This window comes from Rhabdaerophilum sp., from assembly GCF_046092605.1.
Classification (GTDB): Bacteria; Pseudomonadota; Alphaproteobacteria; order Rhizobiales; family Beijerinckiaceae; genus Rhabdaerophilum.
This window is the reverse complement of the sequence record NZ_JBJTDY010000046.1, coordinates 1-20,476: the sequence shown is the minus strand read 5'-3', so window position 1 is coordinate 20,476 and position 20,476 is coordinate 1. Positions and strand designations below refer to the sequence as shown.

Genomic DNA, 20,476 nt, shown 5'->3' with positions numbered 1-20,476 from the left:
ATCGTCGGTCATGGCGGGTGTGGCGGGGTTGATGGTGCGGATCGGATCGGTGTAAACAGCTAAATCCTACGCGATATCATACCGTTATGCTACATCCGCCAACCCAAAATCAGCCCCCTCATGAATAAGACGGGCTAAGGGCTTTCGAGAACGCGGTCTCCGGGCAGCAGAGCGCGGAGGGCCTTGTTCAGGCTATGGCGCGAAACGATGATTTCGGTTCTGGTAGATCCTGCGTGGCGACACCCACGAAATCGCCCTGCAGATATTCCACCCGCCACGAGGTGAGCAGGCTGGCCGTTTCCTCGTCCTGCACCCATTCGGCCACCGTCTCGATGCGCAGGTGGCGCGCGAGCTGCAGCAGGGTCTGCACGAAGAAGCGGTCATCCTCCGAGCGCGCCAGGTTCTTGATGAAGGTCCCGTCGATCTTCAGGATGTCGATCGGCAGAAGGCGCATGTTGCGGAACGAGGTGTGCCCCGCCCCGAAATCGTCGATCGCCACGCATGCGCCGCAATCCTTGATCGCCTCGATCAGGCGCTGGGCGCCCTGAACGTCCTCGATGAGCGAGGTTTCAGTGATCTCCACGACGAGGCGCTGCGCAACGCTCTTGTCGATGGCGAGATGGGCCTGGAAAGCTGCCATCCAGTCCGGATGCAGGGCCGTGTCCACGCCTACATTCACCGTGAGCTGGATGTCGCGGCGTCTGCGCAGGGTTTCGAGCGCCAGCTCCATCACGCGATGATCGATGAGATGCAGGAAGCCAAGCCGCTCGGCCACCGGCACGATGGTGCCGGCTCCCATCAGTTCGCCTTCCGGCGAGGTCATCCGGACGAGTGCTTCATACATCGCCACTTCGCCGCTGCCCGATCGCACGATCGGCTGGAAGGCGAGTTCAATGCGCCGGTCGTTGAGCGCGGTGAGAACCGTATCGGTGGATTCGCGGTTGGAACTGCGCTTGGCGCGTGTTTCCGGGTCGCCGCTGAAGGCGAGGAATGCCTGATCCGTGCGATCCTGTGCATCGGTCAGCGCTTCCTCGCAGGCATGGAGCGCCTCGATGGCTGTCTTGGCATCGCGCGGAACAGCCACGCCGCCGATATGCACCGAAGCGGGGATCGGCCCGGCGCTGGTATCAATCGGAACCCCGCGGATGGCCGAGGCCAGGCGGTTTGCCACGAATTCCATATGGTCCGCGAGGCTCGGTGCCAGCACGATGCCGATCTTGTTCGTTGCATAGCGGCCGAGAATGTCACGACGGCGGACCAGCCCGCGCAGGCGGCGCACGATCGCGGCGATGATCTCGTCGCCGATATGATAGCCATAGGTTTTGTTGAGCTGGGCGAGATCATCCACCGCGACCATCATCAGCACGAGGCCGCGCGGATCCCGGGCGCTCGTGACGATGGCATCGCCGAGCGCGTTGCAGAAATCGGCACGCGTCAGGGCGCCGGTGGTCGGGTCGAAATGGCGCTTGGTGACGAGCGCGATTTCCTCGGAGGTCGGTGCCAGCACACGCCGGCAGACGCCATGAACCAGCCGCGGCCGGCCCTTTTCATTGGCGAACCAGCGGCCGGTATCCTCGATCCAGAAACGCAATCCGGGGGCAGGGTTCACGAGATAACGCGTCGAGAAGGAAACGCCCGTTCCCTGGTCGCAGCGCTCGCTCTCGAAAACCTCGGCATGGCGGGAATGCGGGCTCGCCTGGTCGATGAGCGTCGCGAAAGCCGTGCCGGAACTCAATGCCGCCATTTCCCGCACGCCGAAAATGTGGGTGGCCTCCAGGCCCCAGGTCATCACATCCGTCTCGATGTTCCAGGCATAGGTTGCCTCGCCGAGGTCGCGCGTTCCGTCGAGCAGCATGTCTGCTGGCACATGTTCCGTGTCCGGCTGCCCCGTGAAGGAGATGATCGTCCCGCTGCCTTGAGTCATCATCGTCATCGTTCTTTAATGGGGCCGTCGACCGTGACTTTCTGCGCGCGGGCGGACAGGGACCTGTTTCGACTGGGGAGACCAGACTGGAGCCAAGACGTTAAGACTTGATGAGCGCAGAAGTTGTTTTTGGTCCTGTAGAGACGGAGAATTGAGTTCTTGAAGACATAACAGGCGGGAAACCCGCTTGCGGCACGGACCTTGCCGCCTTGTCGGCATGAGCAAGATCAGTGTCCCCATTCTGTACCAGACTGAAACATTTTCCTCGGGCTTCCGGCAGAAATCGTCCCGGGATGATCGCCCCGCCCGGGCGATGCCGGATTCCAGAGCCGCTCCAGGACAGAAACCGGCCCGCACGCCGGAGTTCCTGGTGCAGATGATTGCCTCCGGCGATCCGGATCTGCGCAAGGTGCTGGGGCGTCGCGATGTCGCGACAGCCCGCGAGCGGGCCTACGCCTTCGCCGCCGCGCACAAGCCTTCTCGCCTCGCCGAGGAGACGACGCCATCCGAATTCCGCGCCTGAGGCGCATCACAGTTGGACAGGGTGGGATTCGGGTGCATTCACCCGGCCTGACAAGAAAACCCCGGACGGAGGAACCGCCCGGGGTTTTTTGGGACTGAAAAGCCGAAACCCGGCGCGGAAGCGCCTTTACTCGGCGATTTTCGGCGTCAGGACCTGGCGGCCATTATAGAGGCCGGTCTTCAGGTCCACATGGTGCGGGCGGCGCAATTCGCCAGTGTTCTTGTCTTCGACATAGGTCGGCGCGGAGAGCGCATCGGCCGAACGGCGCATGCCCTGCTTCGAGCGCGAGACCTTCTTCTTGGGAACGGCCATCGTGATACTCCAAAGGTTCGCGAGGCCTTGCCCCGCGGCGAAAGCCGATCTCGCAGGCCTCATCGAAGCCTGTCGCGATCCCGGCCGAAACGGAAGTCGTGGCGCTATACACGCATCAATGGCCAAAAGCCAGCGCGAAACGCGCTCGTTTTGGAGAAGCGCACGACTTGACTTGATTTTCCCTTGGAGGCGGCTTCCCCTGCGATCAGGAGCCGGCGCGACCGGCAGGGGGATTGGTGATGCGGGTGGAGTTTCGGGCGCGGCTGGAGCGCCATGCCTCGGCAGTGGAAGGTTGCCTCGGCGGCCTTCTTTCGGAACGTGGCAGGCCCGAGCGGCTGGTGGCAGCCATGCGGCATGCGGTCTTCACAGGCGGAAAGCGGCTCAGGCCTTATCTCGTCCTTGAAACTGCCCGGCTCTTCGGCCTTGATGGCGAAGGCCCCCTGCGGGTGGCGGCCGCACTCGAGGCCGTGCATTGCTACTCGCTGGTGCATGACGATCTGCCCGCGATGGACAATGACGACCTGCGCCGGGGCCAGCCTACCGCGCATATCGCCTTCGACGAGGCCACCGCGATTCTTGCGGGCGACGCCCTGTTGACCATGGCCTTCGCGATCCTCGCCGATCGCCGAACCGCTCCGCGTGCTTCCACGCGGTCGAAGCTGGTCGCGGCGCTTGCCGAGGCCGCGGGGCTCGATGGCATGGTTGGCGGCCAGATGCTGGATCTGGCGGCAGAGGGCCGCTTTTCCAAGAACGGCCGACCGCCCCGGCAGGGGCTTTCCTCCATCCGCCATCTGCAGGCGCTGAAGACCGGCGCGCTGATCCGTTTCGCGGCGGAAGCTGGCGGCCTGCTCGCCGCGCCGGTGCCGATGGCCGAACGCCGCGCCTTGAAAACCTATGGCGAGGCCCTTGGCTTCGCCTTCCAGATCCGCGACGACCTGCTCGATATCGAGGGCGAAGCCGCCGTGGTGGGCAAGGCGGTGGCGAAGGATGCCAGGGCCGGCAAGGCGACTCTGGTGAGCCTGATGGGCCTCGAAGGCGCCCGCATGCGGCTCGCCGCGGTGACGGAGGAGGCGATTGCCGCGCTCGATTCCGCCTTCGGTTCTAGCGCCGAACCGCTGGTCGATGTGCTGATCTTCAATCGCGATCGCGACCGGTGAGAGCACATGACAAAGCCTTCATGTGACAGGTCCGAATACCGGGTGGTATGAAGGGCCATGCGCAAGGTGTTCCTCATTCTTCTGGTTCTCGCGGGCGGTCTCGGAATCTGGGCTCTTGCTTCCCGCACGGGCGGCGAAGGCGGCGAGGCTGCGCGCTATCGCACCGATAACATCTCGCGCGGGCCGATCATCGCGACCGTCTCCGCCACGGGCACCGTGCTGGCGACCACGACGGTGATCGTCGGCTCGCAGCTCTCCGGGCAGGTGGTGGAGATCCTCGCCGACCACAATGACGAGGTGAAGGCCGGCCAGGTGCTCGCGCGCCTCAATCGAGACACCCTGCTCGCGCGCCGCGATGGTTCGATGGCCGATCTCCAGCAGGCGCGCGCCGCCCGCCAGCTCAATGATGCGCAAGCCGAGAAGACCCGCGCCGATCTCCAGCGCGTCGACGCGGTTCTGCGCGACGTTCAGGCCCAGGCCGAGCGGGCGCGCACGCTTTTTCGCGATGCCGAGGCGACTTTCGAGCGCCAGTCCAGCCTGAAGGAGCGGGGCATCGCAACGGATGTCGCCCTGCAGAATGCCACGACGCAACGCGATGCCCTGCGTTCCGCCGCCCTCTCCGCGGAGGCGCAGGTGGCATCGGCCCGCGCTCAGATCGTGGCGCTGGAGGCGGATCTGAAGGTTGTCGAGGCCCAGAAGGCTTCCTCCGAGGCGCAGATCGCCAAGGCCGAGGCCGTGGTGCGGCAGATCGAGGTGGACCTTGCGAACAGCGAGATCCGCTCCTCCGTGGATGGGGTGGTGGTGCAGCGGAATGTCGAGCTGGGGCAGACCGTGGCCGCCTCGCTGCAGGCACCGACGCTGTTCCTCGTCGCCCAGAACCTCAAGACCATCGAGGTCAACATCAACCTCGATGAAACCGATGTCGGCCGCGTGAAGCCGGGCCAGACGGTGGAGTTCACCGTCAATGCCTATCCCGCGCGCACCTTCACCGGCACGGTGCGGCTCGTCCGGCTCGGCTCCCAGACCGTGCAGAATGTCGTCATCTACACCACCATCGTCACCGTGAAGAACAACGATCTCGCGCTGCTTCCGGGCATGACCGCCAATGCCCGCATCTTCACCGAGCGGAAGGCGGATGTGCTGCGTGTCTCCAATGCCGCCTTGCGCTGGCAGCCGCCCGGGGCGCCCCGCCCCGCACCCGGCGCTCCCGGAGAGGCTGGGGTCAGCGCATCGGTTCCGGTTGACGATGCCGCCGGTCCCTTCTCCCCGCCCGCCGGCGTCGGCGGTGGCGGTGGCGGCGGCCCGGTGCGACAGGCAACAGCCCTTCTCGATAGCCTCAAGGCGGAACTCGCGCTGGACGACAGGCAATTCGCCGAGGCCCAGAAGCTGGGGCGCGCCATGGGCGAGGCCCTTCAACGTGCAGGCAGCCCGGAGGAGCGCCGCGAGATGGCGCGCAAGGAACGCCAGCGCTTTTCGCGCGAGTTCGAGGCCATCCTGACACCGGAGCAGCGTGAGAAATATCGCGCCTTCCGCGAGGCGCGGGTGCCGCGTGGCCAGGATGCGCAGGGGCGCGCGGGTGCCCCGCCTGTGGCGGAGGCGGGCGTGCCGGGCCGGGTGCATGTGCTGGATGCCCAAGGCAATCCCAAGCCGGTGAACCTGCGCATCGGCGCGACCGACGGCACCTGGACAGAGGTGCTTTCCGGCGAGATCAAGCCGGGCGATGCGGTCATCAATGGCGTGGTCAGCACGCCGCGCAACCGGGCCTCCACCGGCTTCCGTTTCGGGTTCTGAGCCATGGGAGCGGCCATCTCTCCCGCCCTGATCGCGGTCGAGAACCTCGAGCGCATCTACCAGATGGGCGAGGAGCGCGTGGTCGCGCTGGCGGGCGTGACGACCGAGATCCGGCAAGGGTCTTTCGTCGCGGTGATGGGTCCTTCAGGCTCCGGCAAATCGACCTTCATGAATGTGCTGGGCTGTCTCGACCAGCCGAGTGCCGGCTCCTATCGCCTCAAGGGCGTGGAAGTGGGACGCCTGTCCCCGACCGAGCTTGCGCGCACGCGAAACCGCGAGATCGGCTTTGTCTTCCAGCAGTTCAACCTGCTGCAGCGCGTCGATGCGCTCGGCAATGTCGAACTCCCGATGCTCTATGCCGGTCTGCCCAAACGCGAGCGGCGTGCCCGTGCGGAAGCGGCCCTGGCTCGTGTGGGCCTCGCCGATCGCATGCGGCATCTGCCGCTCCAGCTCTCCGGCGGCCAGCAGCAGCGCGTGGCCATTGCCCGCGCGCTGGTGAACCGGCCCGCCTGCCTGCTCGCGGATGAGCCGACCGGCGCGCTCGACAGCCGCACCTCGCTCGACATCATGGCCTTGTTCCAGGCGCTGAACCGCGACGGCGTGACGGTGATCGTGGTGACGCATGAGCCGGATGTGGCGGCGTTCGCCTCTCGGGTCATCCGCTTCCGCGATGGGAAAATCGTCTCCGATGCCGAACAGGCCCCGCGCGATGCAGCGGCCGCGCTCGCGGAATGGTCGGAAGCGGCATGAGTTTCCGGCCATGAGCTTTCTGGATGCCATCCTCTCCTCGCTTTCGGCCATCCGCGCGCATGCCCTGCGCTCGGTGCTGACCATGCTCGGCATCGTGATCGGCGTTGCGGCGGTCATCGCCATGGTGGCCGTGGGGAATGGAGCGCGGGAGCGGGTGAATGCGCAGATCCAGTCGCTCGGCGCCAATCTCATCATCGTCATTCCCGGCAATATCACGCAGGGCGGCGCGCGGCTCGGCACCGGAAATGCCTCGACGCTGACCGATGCCGATGCGCAGGCCCTCAAGACCGAGATCCCCGCCGTGCAGGCGGCGGCGCCTTTGGTGCGCGGCGGCGTGCAGGTGGTTTCCGGCGGGCAGAACTGGGCGACGAGCGCCATCGGCGTTGATCTCGATTACTTCGTCGCACGCGACTGGGTGGTGGAGCGCGGGCGCGAATTCTCCGAGGAGGAGACCCGCCGCGGCGGGCAGGTGGCGCTGATCGGCCAGACCGTGCAGCGCGAGCTTTTCGGGGGGAATGATCCCGTCGGTGCGCAGATCCGGGTGCGCAACGTGCCCTTCGAGGTGATCGGCGTGATGAGCCCCAAGGGGCAGAGCATGTTCGGGCAGGACCAGGACGACGTGATCCTCCTGCCGCTGCAGACCGCGCGGCAGCGTGTGGTGGGCACCAACCGGGCCAAGAACCGCTCGGTCAACCAGATCATGGTCAAGATCAGGGAAGGCGAGGATCTCTCCGCCGCCGAGGAGGAGATGAGGCGCCTGCTGCGCCAGCGCCATCGCATCCAGGATGGCCGCGACGATGATTTCTCGCTGCGGAACATGGCCGAGATCCAGGCGACGCGCGAGGAAAGCGCGCGAACCATGGCGATGCTCCTGCTCTCGGTGGCGGCCGTGAGCCTCGTGGTGGGGGGCATCGGCATCATGAACATCATGCTGGTTTCGGTCACCGAGCGCACGAGGGAAATCGGCCTCAGGATGGCCGTGGGCGCGCGTCCGCTCGATGTGATGGGCCAGTTCCTGATCGAGGCGACAACCATCGCGCTGATCGGCGGGTTGATCGGCATCGGGATCGGCATCGGGATTGCCATCATCACGGCGATGAAGGCGGGCTGGCCGTTGCTTGTCGATCCACTCGTGGTGGTCACGGCTTTTGTCTTCTCGGGGCTTGTCGGGATCGTCTCGGGCTTCTATCCCGCTTTCCGGGCCGCGCGGCTCGACCCGGTCGAGGCCCTGCGCGCGGCCTGAAATGCATCTTCAAGCGAAGCATGCCCCTGCGAGGGCGGGGGCGGTCGCCGGTTCGCGTGAAGAAGATGCCGATGAAAAGTGTCGGAGGAAGAGATGCCGCGTCCGCTTGATGGTCCCCGCCTGCAGCCGGCCTCCGGCCAGGCGCGCGCGCTCGTGGTGTTCATGCACGGCTATGGCGCGGACGGGAACGACCTGATCGATCTCGGGCGGAGCTGGCAGGAATTGCTGCCCGATGCCGCGTTTGTTTCGCCCCATGCGCCGGAGCCCTGCGGCATGTCGCCCATGGGCCGGCAATGGTGGGAATTGACCTTCCGCGATCCCGGCGAGCGCTGGCGCGGGGTGAACCAGGTGCATGCGGATGTGGATGCCTTCCTCGATGCCGAACTTGTGCGCCACGGCCTCGGGCCGGATCGGCTGGCGCTCGTCGGCTTCAGCCAGGGCGCGATGACCGCGTTGCATGTGGGTTTGCGGCGTCGGGTGCCGCCCGCCGCGATCATCGGCTATTCCGGCCATCTTGTCGGGGGCGAGCACCTCAAGGAACAGGCAACCGGCAAGCCGCCGATCCTGCTGGTGCATGGCGACCAGGACAATGTAATCCCGGTCGATGCGCTGTTCGATGCGATGGCAAGCTTCAGCAAGGCGGAAATTCCCTGCCAGTGGCATCTCTCGGTCGGTGTCGGTCATGGGATCGACCCCGATGGCCTTCGCCACGGGGGCGAGTTCATCGCCCAGAACCTGCGGCGCTGAGGGCGCTCAGCCCTTTGCCCGGGCCAGTTCCGCACGTGCCGCGGATCGGAGAAGGAAGCCATCCGTGCCGACGGAGAGCAGCGTGTAGCCGAGCTTCGCGAGCTCATTCGCGCGCTTGCCATCCGGGCAGAACGCCGAGACGATCTTGCCCGCCGCGCGTGTCTTCTGCGCGATCACCTGCACGGCAGCGTCCACTTCCGCGTAGAGCGGGTCGATGGTCGCCCCGTTCGTGAGCGCGATGGAAAGGTCGCTGGGCCCGACGAACACGCCATCGAGACCCGGCACGGCCAGAATCTCGTCCAGAGCGGCGAAGCCCTCGCGCGTCTCGATCATCGCGATCACGATGCTGGAATCATTCGCGCGCTCGAGATGCTCGCCATTGGAAAGGCCCGTCAGCCCCATGGCGCGCATCGGCCCCCAGGAACGGCTGCCGAGCGGCGGATATTTCAGGAAATCGACAAGCGCCTTTGCATCGGCTGCGGAATTGATCATCGGCGCGATGATACCGACCGCGCCCCAATCAAGAAAGCGGGCGGCACCGGCGAAATCGCCGACGCCGATGCGAACCATGGCAGGCTTGCGATAGGCTTGCGCGATCAGGATGCCGGCTTCGATCGAGGCCTGGTCATGGTAGCCATGCTGCCAATCGAGAACCGCGCAATCGAAGCCTTCCTTGAGAATGGTCTCGGCCACGGCCGGTTCCCGCATGGCGCACCAGGCGGCAAAGGCGGTGGGCCCGGCCTGAAGACGCGCCCGGAACCCGGTCAGATGGTCGCTCATGATCGTGTCTCGCTCTCGTGTTGCGGCTGCCCCGGTCTCCCGGCTGAATCGGCCGGAAAAAACGGGCTCAGCGGCCCGACTTGATCTCGTCGATGGCGCGGGCGAGAAGGTCCGTCATGGCCTTGCGGATGGCCGCATCATCGATGGCCACGCCGCCGGCGTCCAGATCCTTCTTCACCTTGCGCAGCACGTCGTCATCGCCGGCCTCCTCGAAATCGGCCATCACCACGCTTCTGGCATAGGCTTCCGCATCCGCGCCGGACTTGCCGAGCTTCTCGGCGACCCAGAGGCCCAGCAGCTTGTTGCGGCGGGCATTGGCCTTGAATTCGAGTTCGGCATCATGCGCGAACTTCTTTTCGGCGGCATCCTTGCGTTCATCGAAAGTGGTCATGTCTGGTCTCCGCTTGGGGAAGGTCGCGAGGGTTTCCCTGTGGGGAATAGGGGCCGAACGAAGCGAAATCAATGGGCGATGCGCGCCCTGGTTCTGGGGCTATCCCCCGCCAATTGGCATCGCAACATTGTATCTCGGTTCCGGATGGGCTAGGGATGGAGAGGAAGGCTCGGTCGGGCCCCTGCGCGGAGCTTCTGCCTTCCGCGCCGGTTCCGGCCCGAACCCGCGAACGCCGGCGCTTCTCGCGCGTGAAGGAGCCACGGCACCCATGGATTTTCTGAAAGCCCGGTACAACCCGATGAATCGTCGCCGCCGCATTTATGAAGGCAAGGCAAAGGTCCTGTTCGAGGGACCGGAGCCGGGAACGCTCGTGCAGCACTTCAAGGATGACGCCACAGCGTTCAACGCCAAGAAGCATGATGTGATCGATGGCAAGGGCGTTCTGAACAATCGCATCTCGGAATACATCTTCAACCAGCTGAACTCGATCGGCGTTCCGACGCATTTCATCAAGCGGCTCAACATGCGCGAGCAATTGATCCGCGAGGTGGAAATCATCCCGCTGGAAGTGGTGGTTCGCAACGTGGCGGCGGGGTCGCTCTCCCAGCGTCTCGGCCTTGATGAGGGCACGCCACTGCCGCGTTCGATCATCGAGTTCTATTACAAGAACGACGCGCTGAACGATCCGATGGTTTCCGAAGAGCACATCACCGCCTTTGGATGGGCGACCCCCCAGGAAATCGACGACATCATGGCATTGGCCATTCGCGTCAATGATTTCCTCACCGGCCTGTTCCTTGGCGTTGGCATCCGCCTCGTCGATTTCAAGATGGAATGCGGCCGGCTCTACGAGGGCGACATGATGCGCATCGTGGTGGCGGATGAAATCTCCCCCGATTCGTGCCGCCTCTGGGACATCAAATCCAACGACAAGATGGACAAGGATCGCTTCCGCCGCGACATGGGCGGGCTGATCGAGGCCTATTCGGAAGTGGCGCGCCGCCTCGGCATCCTCACCGAGGGGGAGAACCCCAAGGCGGAAGGGCCGAAGCTGGTGCAGTGAGCGCCGCTTTCGGTTGCGCCAACGGCTGAAATTCCTTAAGCGGGGCGCGTTCGTTCCCCGCTTTTTCTTTTATTCGACAGAGAGCGCCGTCCCATGAAAGCCCAAGATCATGAAGGCTAAAGTCACCGTCACCCTCAAGAACGGCGTTCTCGATCCGCAGGGCAAGGCCATTGAAGGCGCGCTGAAGAGCTTCGGCCTCGAGGGCATCGGCTCCGTGCGGCAGGGCAAGGTGTTCGATATCGAGGTCGACACCGCCGACAAGGCCCGCGCCGAGGCGCTCCTGAAGCAGGCCTGCGAGAAGCTGCTTGCGAACACGGTGGTTGAGAACTACAAGGTCGAGGTTCTGGCCTGACGGGGGTCGCCGCCATTTTTTGTAGGGGGGAGTGCGATGAAGGCGATTTTTGGAGTTTGTCTGGCTGCCTTGTTTCTGGCTGGCTGCCAAACCGGGGGCCCGAAGCCCGACACACTCACGCGAGAACAGTTCGATGCCCCCATCCGACCGGGGCAAACAAGACTGGCTCTGGAAAATCCCGATACCGAGAAATGGACGGTCCGCGAGCTCGATTCCGGTTCAACTGCTCGGACCGTTTACATCTGCAGGCCCTTGGCCTGCGCTGCGCCTTCTGTCGTCATATATGCCCGCATGGTAAGCCCCACGAGAAAGCCGGATCGGGAGGCTCTTCAGGCTTTATCGATTGCCGATACGGATCGTATGAAGGCGGATGGCTGGGCCATCGTTTCCGCAGCGCGTGTCTCGACACATAGAGGCTTCCCCAGCACGCATCATGTGCTGCGCAAAGAAATCGACGGCAAGATGGAATACTCCCACTACACGGCGGTATTCGCCGGCAATCTGGCTTTCTCGATCAGTTCGCGTTCCGCGAACAGTGACGTGGCTCGCCGTAACCTCGAACTGTTCCTGAACGCAGTCGAAATCAAGGACGGTGGTCCTAGACCCCGCTCGTGAGGAAAACGAAATTCCATGCGCGCCGCTGTCGTCACCTTCCCCGGAATCAATCGCCAGGAGGATATCGCCCGGGCCTTCACGCTGGCGGGTGGCGAGGCGGTGCATGCCTGGCACGCGGATTCGGCTCTGCCCACCGGCACGGATGTCGTGGTGCTGCCGGGCGGTTTCTCCTATGGCGATTACCTGCGCTGCGGGGCGATCGCGGCGCGCGCGCCGATCATGGAGGCCGTGCGGAACCATGTGGCCAAGGGCGGCTATGTGCTCGCGGTGTGCAACGGCTTCCAGATCGCCTGCGAGGCCGGGCTGCTGCCGGGCGTGCTGATGCGCAATGCCGGTCTGAAATTCGTCTGCCGCATGCAGCACCTGCGCGTCGAGCGCAACGATACGGCGTTTGCCGGCCTCTACAGCAAGGGGCAGGTCATCGAGGTCTGCATCGCCCATGGCGAAGGCAACTACGTCACCGATGATGAAACACTGGCCCGCCTTGAGGGCGAGGGCCGCGTGGCCTTCCGCTATTGCGATGCCGATGGCGACGTGACGAAGCGCAACCCGAACGGCTCGCGCAACGCGATTGCCGGGGTCTATTCGGAAAACTTCCGCGTGCTGGGCATGATGCCGCACCCGGAAAACCTGATCGAAAGCCTCGTCGGCGGCACGGATGGCCTCGGCCTGTTCCAGAGCCTGGTGAAGGCAGCCTGAACCGGGCTCCGCGCCGCGAAATCCTCAACGCGGAAGTCCGAAGCGCTTCTCGATGTAATCGCTCACCAGCAACTTGAAATCGGCGGCGATGGCGGCCCCGCGCAGGGTCACCGCCTTCTGCCCGTCGATGAAGACGGGAGCGGCAGGCGTTTCACCCGTTCCCGGCAGCGAAATGCCGATATCCGCGTGCTTGGATTCACCCGGGCCGTTCACGATGCAGCCCATCACCGCGACCTTCAGGCCCTCCACCCCCGGATACCGCGTCTTCCATTCCGGCATGGAGGTGAAAATCCAGGCCTGGATATCCCGGGCCAGTTCCTGGAACACCGTGGAAGTGGTGCGGCCGCAGCCGGGGCAGGCGGCCACCAGCGGCACGAAGGTGCGGAAGCCCATGGTCTGCAGCAATTCCTGCGCGGCCTTCACTTCCAGGGTGCGATCCCCGCCCGGTTCGGGCGTCAGCGAGAAGCGGATCGTGTCCCCGATGCCCTCCTGCAGCAGGACACCCAAGGCAGCCGAGGAGGCTACCAGACCCTTCGAGCCCATGCCGGCTTCCGTAAGGCCGAGATGGATGGCGTATTCGGATCGCGCGGCGAGCATGCGATAGGTGGTGACGAGATCCTGCACGGCGGAAACCTTCGCCGAGAGCACGATCTGGTTGCGCCTCAGGCCGATCTCCTCGGCGCGCTCGGCCGAAAGAAGCGCCGATTGCACCATCGCCTCGCGCATCACGGCGCCCGCATCGAGCGGGCTGCCATTCCGGGCATTCTCGTCCATCAGGATAGTGAGCAATTCCTGATCGAGCGAACCCCAGTTCGCGCCGATGCGCACGGCCTTGTCGTGGCGGATCGCCATCTCGACGATGGCCGAGAACTGCCGGTCCTTCTTGTCCTTGAAACCGACATTGCCGGGGTTGATGCGATACTTGGCAAGCGCCTCGGCGCAGGCCGGATGGTCGGCGAGCAGCTTGTGGCCGATATAGTGGAAATCGCCCACCAGCGGCACATCGAGGCCCTTCCTCGCGAGGCCATCGCGGATATGCGGCACGGCGGCGGCGGCCTCGTCGCGGTCGACCGTGATGCGCACGATCTCCGAACCTGCACGCGCAAGGGCTGCGACCTGCGCGATGGTGCCCGCGATATCGGCCGTATCCGTATTCGTCATGGATTGCACGACGATGGGAGCGCCACCGCCGACGGTCACGTTTCCCACTTTCACCGGAACGGTCATGTGGCGGTTGCGCGGGCCATGGGGCGGCGCGATCTGCGCGGTTGAGATATTCATGACGCGCGGGCCTCTCTGGCCGTGCGGCAGGTGCGGCAAGTGCCGGCCAATTCGAAGACGATGCGATCGGGCGTAAAGCCATGGCGTGCCGCAAGGCCCTGCAGGGCCTGATCGATCTCCTTCGTCAACACTTCTTCCACATGGTTGCATTGCTCGCAGATGAGGAAGGTGATCCGCTCGCCCGCGCGGTGGCTGTGCGGGCAGGCGACGAAGGCGTTGAGCATTTCGAGGCGATGGATCAGCCCATGCTGCTGCAGGAAATCCAGCGCGCGGTAGATGGTGATCGGCGCGGGGCTGCGGCCGGTTTCGGGCCGCAATTTCTCGATGAGGTCATAGGCACCGAGCGGGTGCCCATGCTCCAGCAGCGCGTGCAGCACATCGCGGCGCTGTTCCGTCAGGCGCGCGCCACGCGCCTTGCAGGCGGTCTCCGCCTCCGCCAGCAGGCGAAGGATGGAGGCTTCATGATCATGCCCGCAGCAGGAGGAAGGACGGTCCATCAAGCTCATGCGATGGTTTATAGAGCTTCCAAGCGCAATTGGCGAGATTGTCATGCTGGCAAATCTGTCGGGAAACTGGCGTGGCGGTCCTGTTCCCGCCAGAGCGGACTCCGATCTAATTGAAAGAGGCCGTCCGCTCTCATTCCTGATTGTTTCACGCATTTTCTGCGACCAACCGGTATCCAATGGATCGGAAAATGCTCTAGAGTGCATTGCACAATGGCGGCAGGGGAGAATCAGGCATGGCGCTGAAGGGCAAGAACGCGGTCATCACGGGGTCCACCAGCGGCATCGGTCTTGGCATTGCGAGGGCTTTGGCCGCCGAGGGCGTCAACGTGATGCTCAATGGCCTCGGCGATGCGGCCGAGATCGGGAAGCTTCGTGCCGGCCTTGCGGAGGAATTCGGCGTGAAGGCGCTCTACCATCCCGCCAACATGCTCGAGCCGGCCGAGATCCGCGACATGGTGGCGAAGGCCGAGGCCGCCTTCGGCTCGGTCGATATCCTCGTCAACAATGCAGGCATCCAGTTCGTCTCGCCGGTCGAGGATTTCCCGGACGAGAAATGGGACCAGATCATCCGCATCAATCTCTCGGCCGCGTTTTATGGCATCAAGGCTGTCATTCCCGGCATGAAGAGACGCGGCTGGGGTCGCATCATCAATATTTCCTCGGCGCATAGCCTCGTTGCCTCGCCCTTCAAGAGCGCCTATGTCGCCGCCAAACATGGCGTTGCAGGCCTGACGAAGACGGTCGCGCTCGAGGTCGCGACCGCGAAGATCACCGTGAACGCCATCGCACCGGGCTATGTCTGGACCCCGCTCGTGGAGCGGCAGATCCCGGGCACGATGAAGGCCCGCAACATGACCGAGGAGGAGGTGAAGAAGAATGTCCTCCTCGCGGCCCAGCCCACGAAGGAATTCGTGTCGATCGAGCACGTCGCGAGCCTCGCGGTCTATCTGTGCACGGACGCGGCATCGGCCATGACGGGCGCGACCCATTCGATCGATGGCGGCTGGACGGCGCAGTAAGGCGCCACTGGCGGCCGCTCGCCCCGTTTCGCTCGCGCTTCAGGGTGGCGGCGCGCGGGCTGCTCGATCTCGCCGCCCTGGTCAGCCCGCCGCCGGCTGAGGCTTGAGGCGGGCGGCTTTGCGCCGTTTCCGCCATTCCGAGATATTCGCGACCATCTGCAGCGAAGCCGGCGTGACGATGAGCGTGAGGATCGTCGCGAAAGTCAGGCCGAAGAGCATCGCGGTTGAAAGCTGCACCCACCATTGCGTCGCCGGCGCGCCGAAGGTCACCTCGCGGTTCAGGAACTCGATATTCATGCCGAAGGCGATGGGCGCAACGCCCAGCACCGAACTCATGGCGGTCATCACCACAGGGCGCGCGCGTTCGGCGCAGGTTTTCAGGATGGCATCGGTCGCAGCCATGCCCTCGCGCCGGAACTCGGCATAGGTGTCGATCAGCACGATGTTGTTGTTCACGATCACGCCCGCGAGGCTGATGATCCCGAGCCCGGTCATCACAACGCCGAAGGGCTGCTGCATCACCACGAGACCGATGAAAACGCCGATGGTCGAGAGGATCACCGAAGAGAGAATCAGGCCGACATGGGTGAAGCTGTTGAACTGCGCCAGCAGCACCGCGAAGATCAGGAACATGGCCGCGGTGAAGGCCTTGGTGAGGAAGGCACCGGCTTTCGAGCGTTCCTCGTCCTCGCCCTTGAGGCGCACGAGGATGCCCTTCTCGGCAAAGCCCATGCCCGCAATCGCTTTTGCGACATCGGCCTGCGCCTGAGCACTCGGCACGCCCTCGCCCAGGTTTGAGGCGATGTTGATCACGCGCGTGGCATTCACGCGGTTCAGCGTGCCGACGGAGCGCGTGGCCTCGCGCGTCACCAGCGTCGAGATCGGCACCGGGCCCACGAGCGTGTTCACGAGCATCTCGTCAAGCACGTCGATGGAACGCTTCTCCTTGGGGAAGCGCAGCAGCACCTCGACCGATTTGTCGGTCGTGGCCGGGCGATACTCGGTGAGCTTCACGCCATTGGTCACGAGCTGGACCGCCGTGCCGACCGTGCCAGCGGCGGCACCCACCTTTGCGGCCTCGCCCCGGTCGATGCGGAGGGTCCAGTCGATGCCCGGCAGCGGCAGGCCGTTGTCGATATCCTTGAACTGGGGATCGCTTTCGAGAAATTGCACGACCTTCTTTGCGGCGGGTTCCAGCAATTCCGGGTCGAGAGCCGAAAGCTCGATGCGGATCGGCTTGCCTGTCGGAGGCCCTGCGCGCGGTTTCGAGACGGCCACCTCGATGCCAGGAATGTCGGCCATCATCTCGCGGATCTCGGCCATGATGGCGGAGGCCTTGCGGCGCTTCTGCCAATCCACAAACTCGAACTGCACGATGCCGACCGTATCCTCGGAGAGTTCGTCATTCCCGCGCGGGCGCTCACCGACGCGGGTGTAGATCGTCGCGATCTCCGGCATGGCGAAGAGGCGCTGTTCGACAATGCGGGTGAGCTGATCCTTCTCGGCGAGGCTCAGGTTGCCGCGGGCGCGCACCTGCACCAGCGCGTAATCCGGCTCGACATCGGGGAAGAACTCGACGCCCTTGCCGTAATGCGCATGCACCATGGGAATGGCAATCAGCAGGCCGAGAGTCGCGAGAAGGGTCTTGCCCGGGTGCTTCAGCGCAAGGCGCACGCTTCTCATGTAGAGTCCGTCCTGCTTCAGTGCGGCCTCGCCGCCCCCGGGCGTCGAGCGCCCGAGAATTCCGCCGAGCGCCGGCACGAAGAACAGCGCGAAGATGAGGCTCGCGAAGAGCGTGGCGATCAGCGTGATCGGCAGGTATTTCATGAACTCGCCGACGATATCGGGCCAGAACATCAGCGGGGAGAAGGCGGCGATGCGCGTGATGGTGGCGGCCACCACGGGGCCAGCCATCCTGTTCGCGGCAAGCTCGTAGGCCTCGCGCGGGTCCATGCCTTCAGCCATGCGGCGTTCGGCATATTCGGTCACGATGATCGCATCGTCGACCAACTCGCCCACCGCGAGGATGAGCGAGAACAGCACCACGATATTCACCGTGAGGCCCGAGAGCTGCAGCCCCATGATCCCCGCAAGGAACGAAAACGGCACCGCGAGCCCGATGATCAGCGAGGCACGGAAGCCGAGGGTCGCGAGAATGACGGTCGCGACCAGCAGCACGCCGGTGATCACCGAATTCTGCAGGTCGCCCAGCATGGTGCGGATATTCACCGAGCGGTCCTGCGTGGTGACGAGCTCGACCGTGGGCGGCAGCAGCGGCTTCGCGCGCTCCAGCACCATCTTCACGGCATCGACCGTATCGACGAGGTTCGCGCCTGCGCGCTTCGAGATCTCGATCGTGATGGCGGGCTTGCCGTCAACGCGGGTGATGCTCGTGGCATCCTTGAAGGTGGGGCGCACTTCGGCGACATCGCCGAGCCGCACCACCGCGCCCGCATTGGCGAGAATCGGCAGCTTCAGGATATCCTCCGGCTTTTCCAGCAGGCTCGGCACCTTCACCGAGAAGCGGCCCTGCTCGCCTTCCAATGCGCCCGCGGCAATCAGCGTGTTTCCCGCCCCCACCGCGCGGATGAGATCATCCAGCGACACGCCATAGGCGGCAAGAAGCGTGGGCTGGACGAGGATTTCCACCACCTCGTCGCGCGCACCCTTGAGTTCGGCTGCCAGCACGCCTGGCACTTGCTCGATGGCCGTGCGCAACTGGCGTGACAGTCTCACGAGCGTCTGCTCCGGCACCTGGCCCTTGAGTCCCACGATGATGACGGGGAAGAGCGCGAGGCTCACCTCGGTCACTTTCGGCTCGTCGGCATCGCGAGGCAGGTCGCGCTTGGCGTCCTCCACCTTGGCGCGCACATCGGCAATGGCGCGGCGCGCATCCTGGCCCGCACGGAATTCCAGCAGCACGAACCCTCCGCCCTCGAAGGCCGAGGAGCGCATTTCCTTGATGTTCGCGACCGATTTCAGCTGCGTTTCCAGCGGCCGGAGGATCAGCCTTTCGGCATCTTCAGGCGAAATCCCGCGCTGGGTGACCGAGACATAGACGATGGGGATCGCCACATCCGGCTCCGCCTCCTTCGGGATCGTGAGATAGGAGGAAATGCCGGCGACGAGCAGGAACAGCAGGACGGAGATCGTGAGCCGGCCACGTGTGATGGCATAGCGGATCAGCGCGCTCATCTTGGGGGTCTCATGGCTTGGCCAGAGCCTCGACGCTGGTGACGGGCTCGACCTTCTGGCCCTCGCGGATGAAATCCTGCCCGCGTGTGATGAGGCGCATGCCCTGTTCGAGGCCGGTTACCCAGAGATGGGTCGTCTCGTCATCGACGAGTTCCACCGGGCGGAAACGGACGATGTTGCCTTCATCCACGATGCGCAGCCCCAGTTGGCCCTCCGGGGAGAAGGTGAGAGCCGAGCGCGGCACGCGGCTGGCAGCCACCGGCGCAAGCGTCAGCAGCACTTCCGCGGCAATGCCGTCGGCAATCGCGCCATCGCCATTCGCGAAGGTGACATCCACGCGATAAGTGCGGGTCTGCCCGCTCGGCCGGCGGGCGATGAAGCTGATCCTGCCCTCGCGCGTTTCGCCGGTCACGAGCTTAAGGGTGGCGGGGTCGCCAAGGCGCAACCCGGCAAGACGACGCTCCGGGACCTCGGTCACCGCGAGCATGGGGTCGGGCGCGATGAGATCCGCGATCGTCGCGCCCATCTGCACGCCCTGGCCCATCTCGACCGGAAGTTCGTTCACGATGCCGGAGATCGGCGCGGTGATGCGCGTGCGAGCAAGCTCGGCCTCGGCCGATGCCAGCGAGGCTTCGGCCGCCTCCTTCTCGGCGCGCAACTGCTCGAGGTTGAGCGTGGGAAAGTTGCCGCGCTGCGCCAGTTGCTGGCGGGCATCGAGTTCGGCCGCGCGTTGCGACAGCCTCGCCTTTGCTTCGGCGACCTTCGCCTCGCGCGCTTCATCGGACAATTCGGCGATGAGGTCGCCGGGCTGCACCACGGCTCCGCGCTTCACCGCGAGGCGCTTCACAATGCCATTGGTGCGCGCGCTCACCAGCACGCGCTGGTCGCTCTGCGTGCGTCCGGTCAGCGCAAGGCGGCGCGCATGCGTTTCCACCTTCACGTTCTCCACCAGCACACGGAAGGGCGGCCGTTCCGCTTCGCTCATCCGGGCGGGCGGCGGCGTCGGGGTCGACGAGCGAAGATATCCCGAGCCGATCCACAACGCAGTGAACAGGATGACGCCAACGGCTGTGAGGCGGGCGAACTTCATGGGAAAAATGCAATCACGCTCGAAAAACCGGACATTACGGGATAGGCCGGGCTGCCATCGGAAGCAACGGGCCTTGCGACAGCATGGTAACCGCTCGCTGAGATACGGGCCGGTGTGACCATGGGACGAGTGACCGATTGCCGCGTCACCTTCCGCGCGGATTCGTGGTCTTTCGCAATCCGGAGGAGGGTGTCTCGTGTCCGATCGCCAGGCTTTCATCCTTGCCGAAACAGCCTTGATGTCCGTGCCCCATGTTCCGGAAATCCGTCTTCATCTGGCTCATGAGGCAATCGCGCTCTGGCAGCGCACGGAGGAGGAGCTCGCGGAAATGGGCTTGCCGCCGCCTTTCTGGGCCTTTGCTTGGGCCGGAGGTCAGGCCTTGGCGCGCTACGTGCTCGATCATCCTGAAACAGTGGCGGGGCGTCGCGTTCTCGATTTTGCGAGCGGTTCGGGGCTGGTTGGTCTTGCGGCGGCGAAGGCGGGTGCCGCAAGCGTGCTCTGCGCTGATCTCGATGAATTCGCGCTCGAGGCCATCGCGATCAATGCGGAAGCGAATGGCGTTTCTGTGACTGTCACGGGCGAAAATCAGCTCGGTGAGGCGGGGGAGTGGGACGTGATCCTCGCGGGCGATATCTGCTACGAGCAGGCGCTGGCCGCGCGGGTGATTGACTGGCTGGCCGCTGAACAATCGCGTGGCGTCACGGTGCTGATCGGCGATCCCGGCCGGGCCTATCTGCCGAAGGATCGATTGGTGTCACTGGCGACCTACGAGGTTCAGACCATGGGCGCGCTGGAGGATAACGAGATCAAACGCACCAGCGTGTGGCGACTTGCATGAAAGCAAGGGTTCGGCGCATACTTGCCATCGGCGCTCAGGGCGCGAAGGAGGAATTGAAATGCGTTTGATCAGTTTGGCAGGGTTGATGCTTTTGGGGAGCCTCGGGGCGGCACAGGCCGATTGTGTCGCGCGATATTCCACGAAATTCGGTGATCGCTCGGATGGCAGTATCGGTGGCGTGAAGGCGGGCCAGGCCTGCA

At 64.7% G+C, this 20,476-nt stretch carries 20 protein-coding genes; 12 read left to right on the top strand and 8 right to left on the bottom strand.

Features of this window, described 5'->3' with window-relative positions:
• Positions 1-187: 187 nt before the first annotated feature.
• Positions 188-1,924 (bottom strand): EAL domain-containing protein, encoded by a 1,737-nt coding sequence (locus ACKODO_RS04285; RefSeq protein ID WP_408982215.1) that lies wholly within the window; start codon positions 1,922-1,924, stop codon positions 188-190.
• 370 nt (positions 1,925-2,294) lie between these two features.
• On the opposite strand from ACKODO_RS04285, the gene ACKODO_RS04280 reads away from it, so the two are divergent.
• Positions 2,295-2,447 carry a hypothetical protein gene (locus ACKODO_RS04280; RefSeq protein WP_408982214.1) on the top strand — a complete coding sequence of 51 codons (153 nt, stop codon included), beginning with the start codon at positions 2,295-2,297 and terminating at the stop codon, positions 2,445-2,447.
• 126 nt (positions 2,448-2,573) lie between these two features.
• Here the strand turns inward: ACKODO_RS04280 and rpmF are convergent, their stop codons facing one another.
• Positions 2,574-2,759, bottom strand: a complete 186-nt coding sequence (gene rpmF, locus ACKODO_RS04275; protein ID WP_408982213.1) for a 50S ribosomal protein L32 — start codon at positions 2,757-2,759, stop codon at positions 2,574-2,576.
• A 239-nt stretch (positions 2,760-2,998) separates the two neighbouring features.
• Here rpmF and ACKODO_RS04270 point away from each other — a divergent pair, with 239 nt between their 5' ends.
• The 5 genes from ACKODO_RS04270 to ACKODO_RS04250 all read left to right on the top strand — a co-directional run bounded on the left by ACKODO_RS04270 (position 2,999) and on the right by ACKODO_RS04250 (position 8,447).
• Positions 2,999-3,916: a polyprenyl synthetase family protein gene (locus ACKODO_RS04270; protein WP_408982212.1), complete on the top strand. Its 918-nt coding sequence runs from the start codon at positions 2,999-3,001 to the stop codon at positions 3,914-3,916.
• 57 nt (positions 3,917-3,973) lie between these two features.
• Positions 3,974-5,707, top strand: a complete 1,734-nt coding sequence (locus tag ACKODO_RS04265; RefSeq protein ID WP_408982211.1) for an HlyD family secretion protein — start codon at positions 3,974-3,976, stop codon at positions 5,705-5,707.
• 3 nt (positions 5,708-5,710) lie between these two features.
• The gene (locus tag ACKODO_RS04260; protein ID WP_408982210.1) at positions 5,711-6,457 is read left to right on the top strand and encodes an ABC transporter ATP-binding protein; all 747 of its coding nucleotides are present in this window, start codon (positions 5,711-5,713) and stop codon (positions 6,455-6,457) included.
• Between the two features lie 10 nt (positions 6,458-6,467).
• Positions 6,468-7,700, top strand: coding sequence for an ABC transporter permease (locus tag ACKODO_RS04255; protein ID WP_408982209.1), 1,233 nt, complete (start codon positions 6,468-6,470; stop codon positions 7,698-7,700).
• A 93-nt stretch (positions 7,701-7,793) separates the two neighbouring features.
• Positions 7,794-8,447, top strand: a complete 654-nt coding sequence (locus ACKODO_RS04250; RefSeq protein WP_408982208.1) for an alpha/beta hydrolase — start codon at positions 7,794-7,796, stop codon at positions 8,445-8,447.
• Positions 8,448-8,453: 6 nt separating this feature from the next.
• On the opposite strand, the gene ACKODO_RS04245 is transcribed toward ACKODO_RS04250, so the two are convergent.
• Together ACKODO_RS04245 and ACKODO_RS04240 are read right to left on the bottom strand one after the other, a co-directional pair.
• The gene (locus ACKODO_RS04245) at positions 8,454-9,227 is read right to left on the bottom strand and encodes an HpcH/HpaI aldolase family protein (RefSeq protein ID WP_408982207.1); all 774 of its coding nucleotides are present in this window, start codon (positions 9,225-9,227) and stop codon (positions 8,454-8,456) included.
• A 67-nt stretch (positions 9,228-9,294) separates the two neighbouring features.
• Positions 9,295-9,618, bottom strand: coding sequence for a DUF1476 domain-containing protein (locus ACKODO_RS04240; protein WP_408982206.1), 324 nt, complete (start codon positions 9,616-9,618; stop codon positions 9,295-9,297).
• Positions 9,619-9,886: 268 nt separating this feature from the next.
• On the opposite strand from ACKODO_RS04240, the gene purC reads away from it, so the two are divergent.
• The 4 genes from purC (at position 9,887) to purQ (ending at position 12,347) form a co-directional block, all read left to right on the top strand.
• A complete protein-coding gene (purC, locus tag ACKODO_RS04235; RefSeq protein ID WP_408982205.1) occupies positions 9,887-10,681 on the top strand; it encodes a phosphoribosylaminoimidazolesuccinocarboxamide synthase in 795 nt (264 codons plus the stop codon).
• Between the two features lie 109 nt (positions 10,682-10,790).
• On the top strand, positions 10,791-11,033 hold the full coding sequence (gene purS / locus ACKODO_RS04230) for a phosphoribosylformylglycinamidine synthase subunit PurS (RefSeq protein ID WP_408982204.1): 243 nt from the start codon (positions 10,791-10,793) through the stop codon (positions 11,031-11,033).
• A gap of 36 nt (positions 11,034-11,069) precedes the next feature.
• Positions 11,070-11,648, top strand: coding sequence for a hypothetical protein (locus tag ACKODO_RS04225; protein WP_408982203.1), 579 nt, complete (start codon positions 11,070-11,072; stop codon positions 11,646-11,648).
• Positions 11,649-11,663: 15 nt separating this feature from the next.
• Positions 11,664-12,347 carry a phosphoribosylformylglycinamidine synthase subunit PurQ gene (purQ, locus tag ACKODO_RS04220; RefSeq protein ID WP_408982202.1) on the top strand — a complete coding sequence of 228 codons (684 nt, stop codon included), beginning with the start codon at positions 11,664-11,666 and terminating at the stop codon, positions 12,345-12,347.
• 24 nt (positions 12,348-12,371) lie between these two features.
• Here the strand turns inward: purQ and ispG are convergent, their stop codons facing one another.
• On the bottom strand, positions 12,372-13,628 hold the full coding sequence (gene ispG / locus ACKODO_RS04215) for a flavodoxin-dependent (E)-4-hydroxy-3-methylbut-2-enyl-diphosphate synthase (protein WP_408982201.1): 1,257 nt from the start codon (positions 13,626-13,628) through the stop codon (positions 12,372-12,374).
• The gene (locus ACKODO_RS04210) at positions 13,625-14,125 is read right to left on the bottom strand and encodes a Fur family transcriptional regulator (RefSeq protein WP_408982200.1); all 501 of its coding nucleotides are present in this window, start codon (positions 14,123-14,125) and stop codon (positions 13,625-13,627) included. The genes ispG and ACKODO_RS04210 overlap by 4 nt, the downstream gene beginning before the upstream one ends.
• Before the next feature lie 242 nt (positions 14,126-14,367).
• Between ACKODO_RS04210 and ACKODO_RS04205 the strand changes: the two genes are divergently transcribed.
• Entirely contained in the window at positions 14,368-15,153 is a 786-nt protein-coding gene (locus tag ACKODO_RS04205) for a 3-hydroxybutyrate dehydrogenase (protein WP_408982199.1), read from the top strand.
• 81 nt (positions 15,154-15,234) lie between these two features.
• On the opposite strand, the gene ACKODO_RS04200 is transcribed toward ACKODO_RS04205, so the two are convergent.
• Together ACKODO_RS04200 and ACKODO_RS04195 are read right to left on the bottom strand one after the other, a co-directional pair.
• Entirely contained in the window at positions 15,235-18,348 is a 3,114-nt protein-coding gene (locus ACKODO_RS04200; RefSeq protein WP_408982198.1) for an efflux RND transporter permease subunit, read from the bottom strand.
• Positions 18,349-18,358: 10 nt separating this feature from the next.
• Entirely contained in the window at positions 18,359-19,438 is a 1,080-nt protein-coding gene (locus ACKODO_RS04195; RefSeq protein ID WP_408982197.1) for an efflux RND transporter periplasmic adaptor subunit, read from the bottom strand.
• A gap of 238 nt (positions 19,439-19,676) precedes the next feature.
• On the opposite strand from ACKODO_RS04195, the gene ACKODO_RS04190 reads away from it, so the two are divergent.
• A complete protein-coding gene (locus ACKODO_RS04190; protein WP_408982216.1) occupies positions 19,677-20,276 on the top strand; it encodes a class I SAM-dependent methyltransferase in 600 nt (199 codons plus the stop codon).
• Positions 20,277-20,476 lie beyond the last annotated feature (200 nt).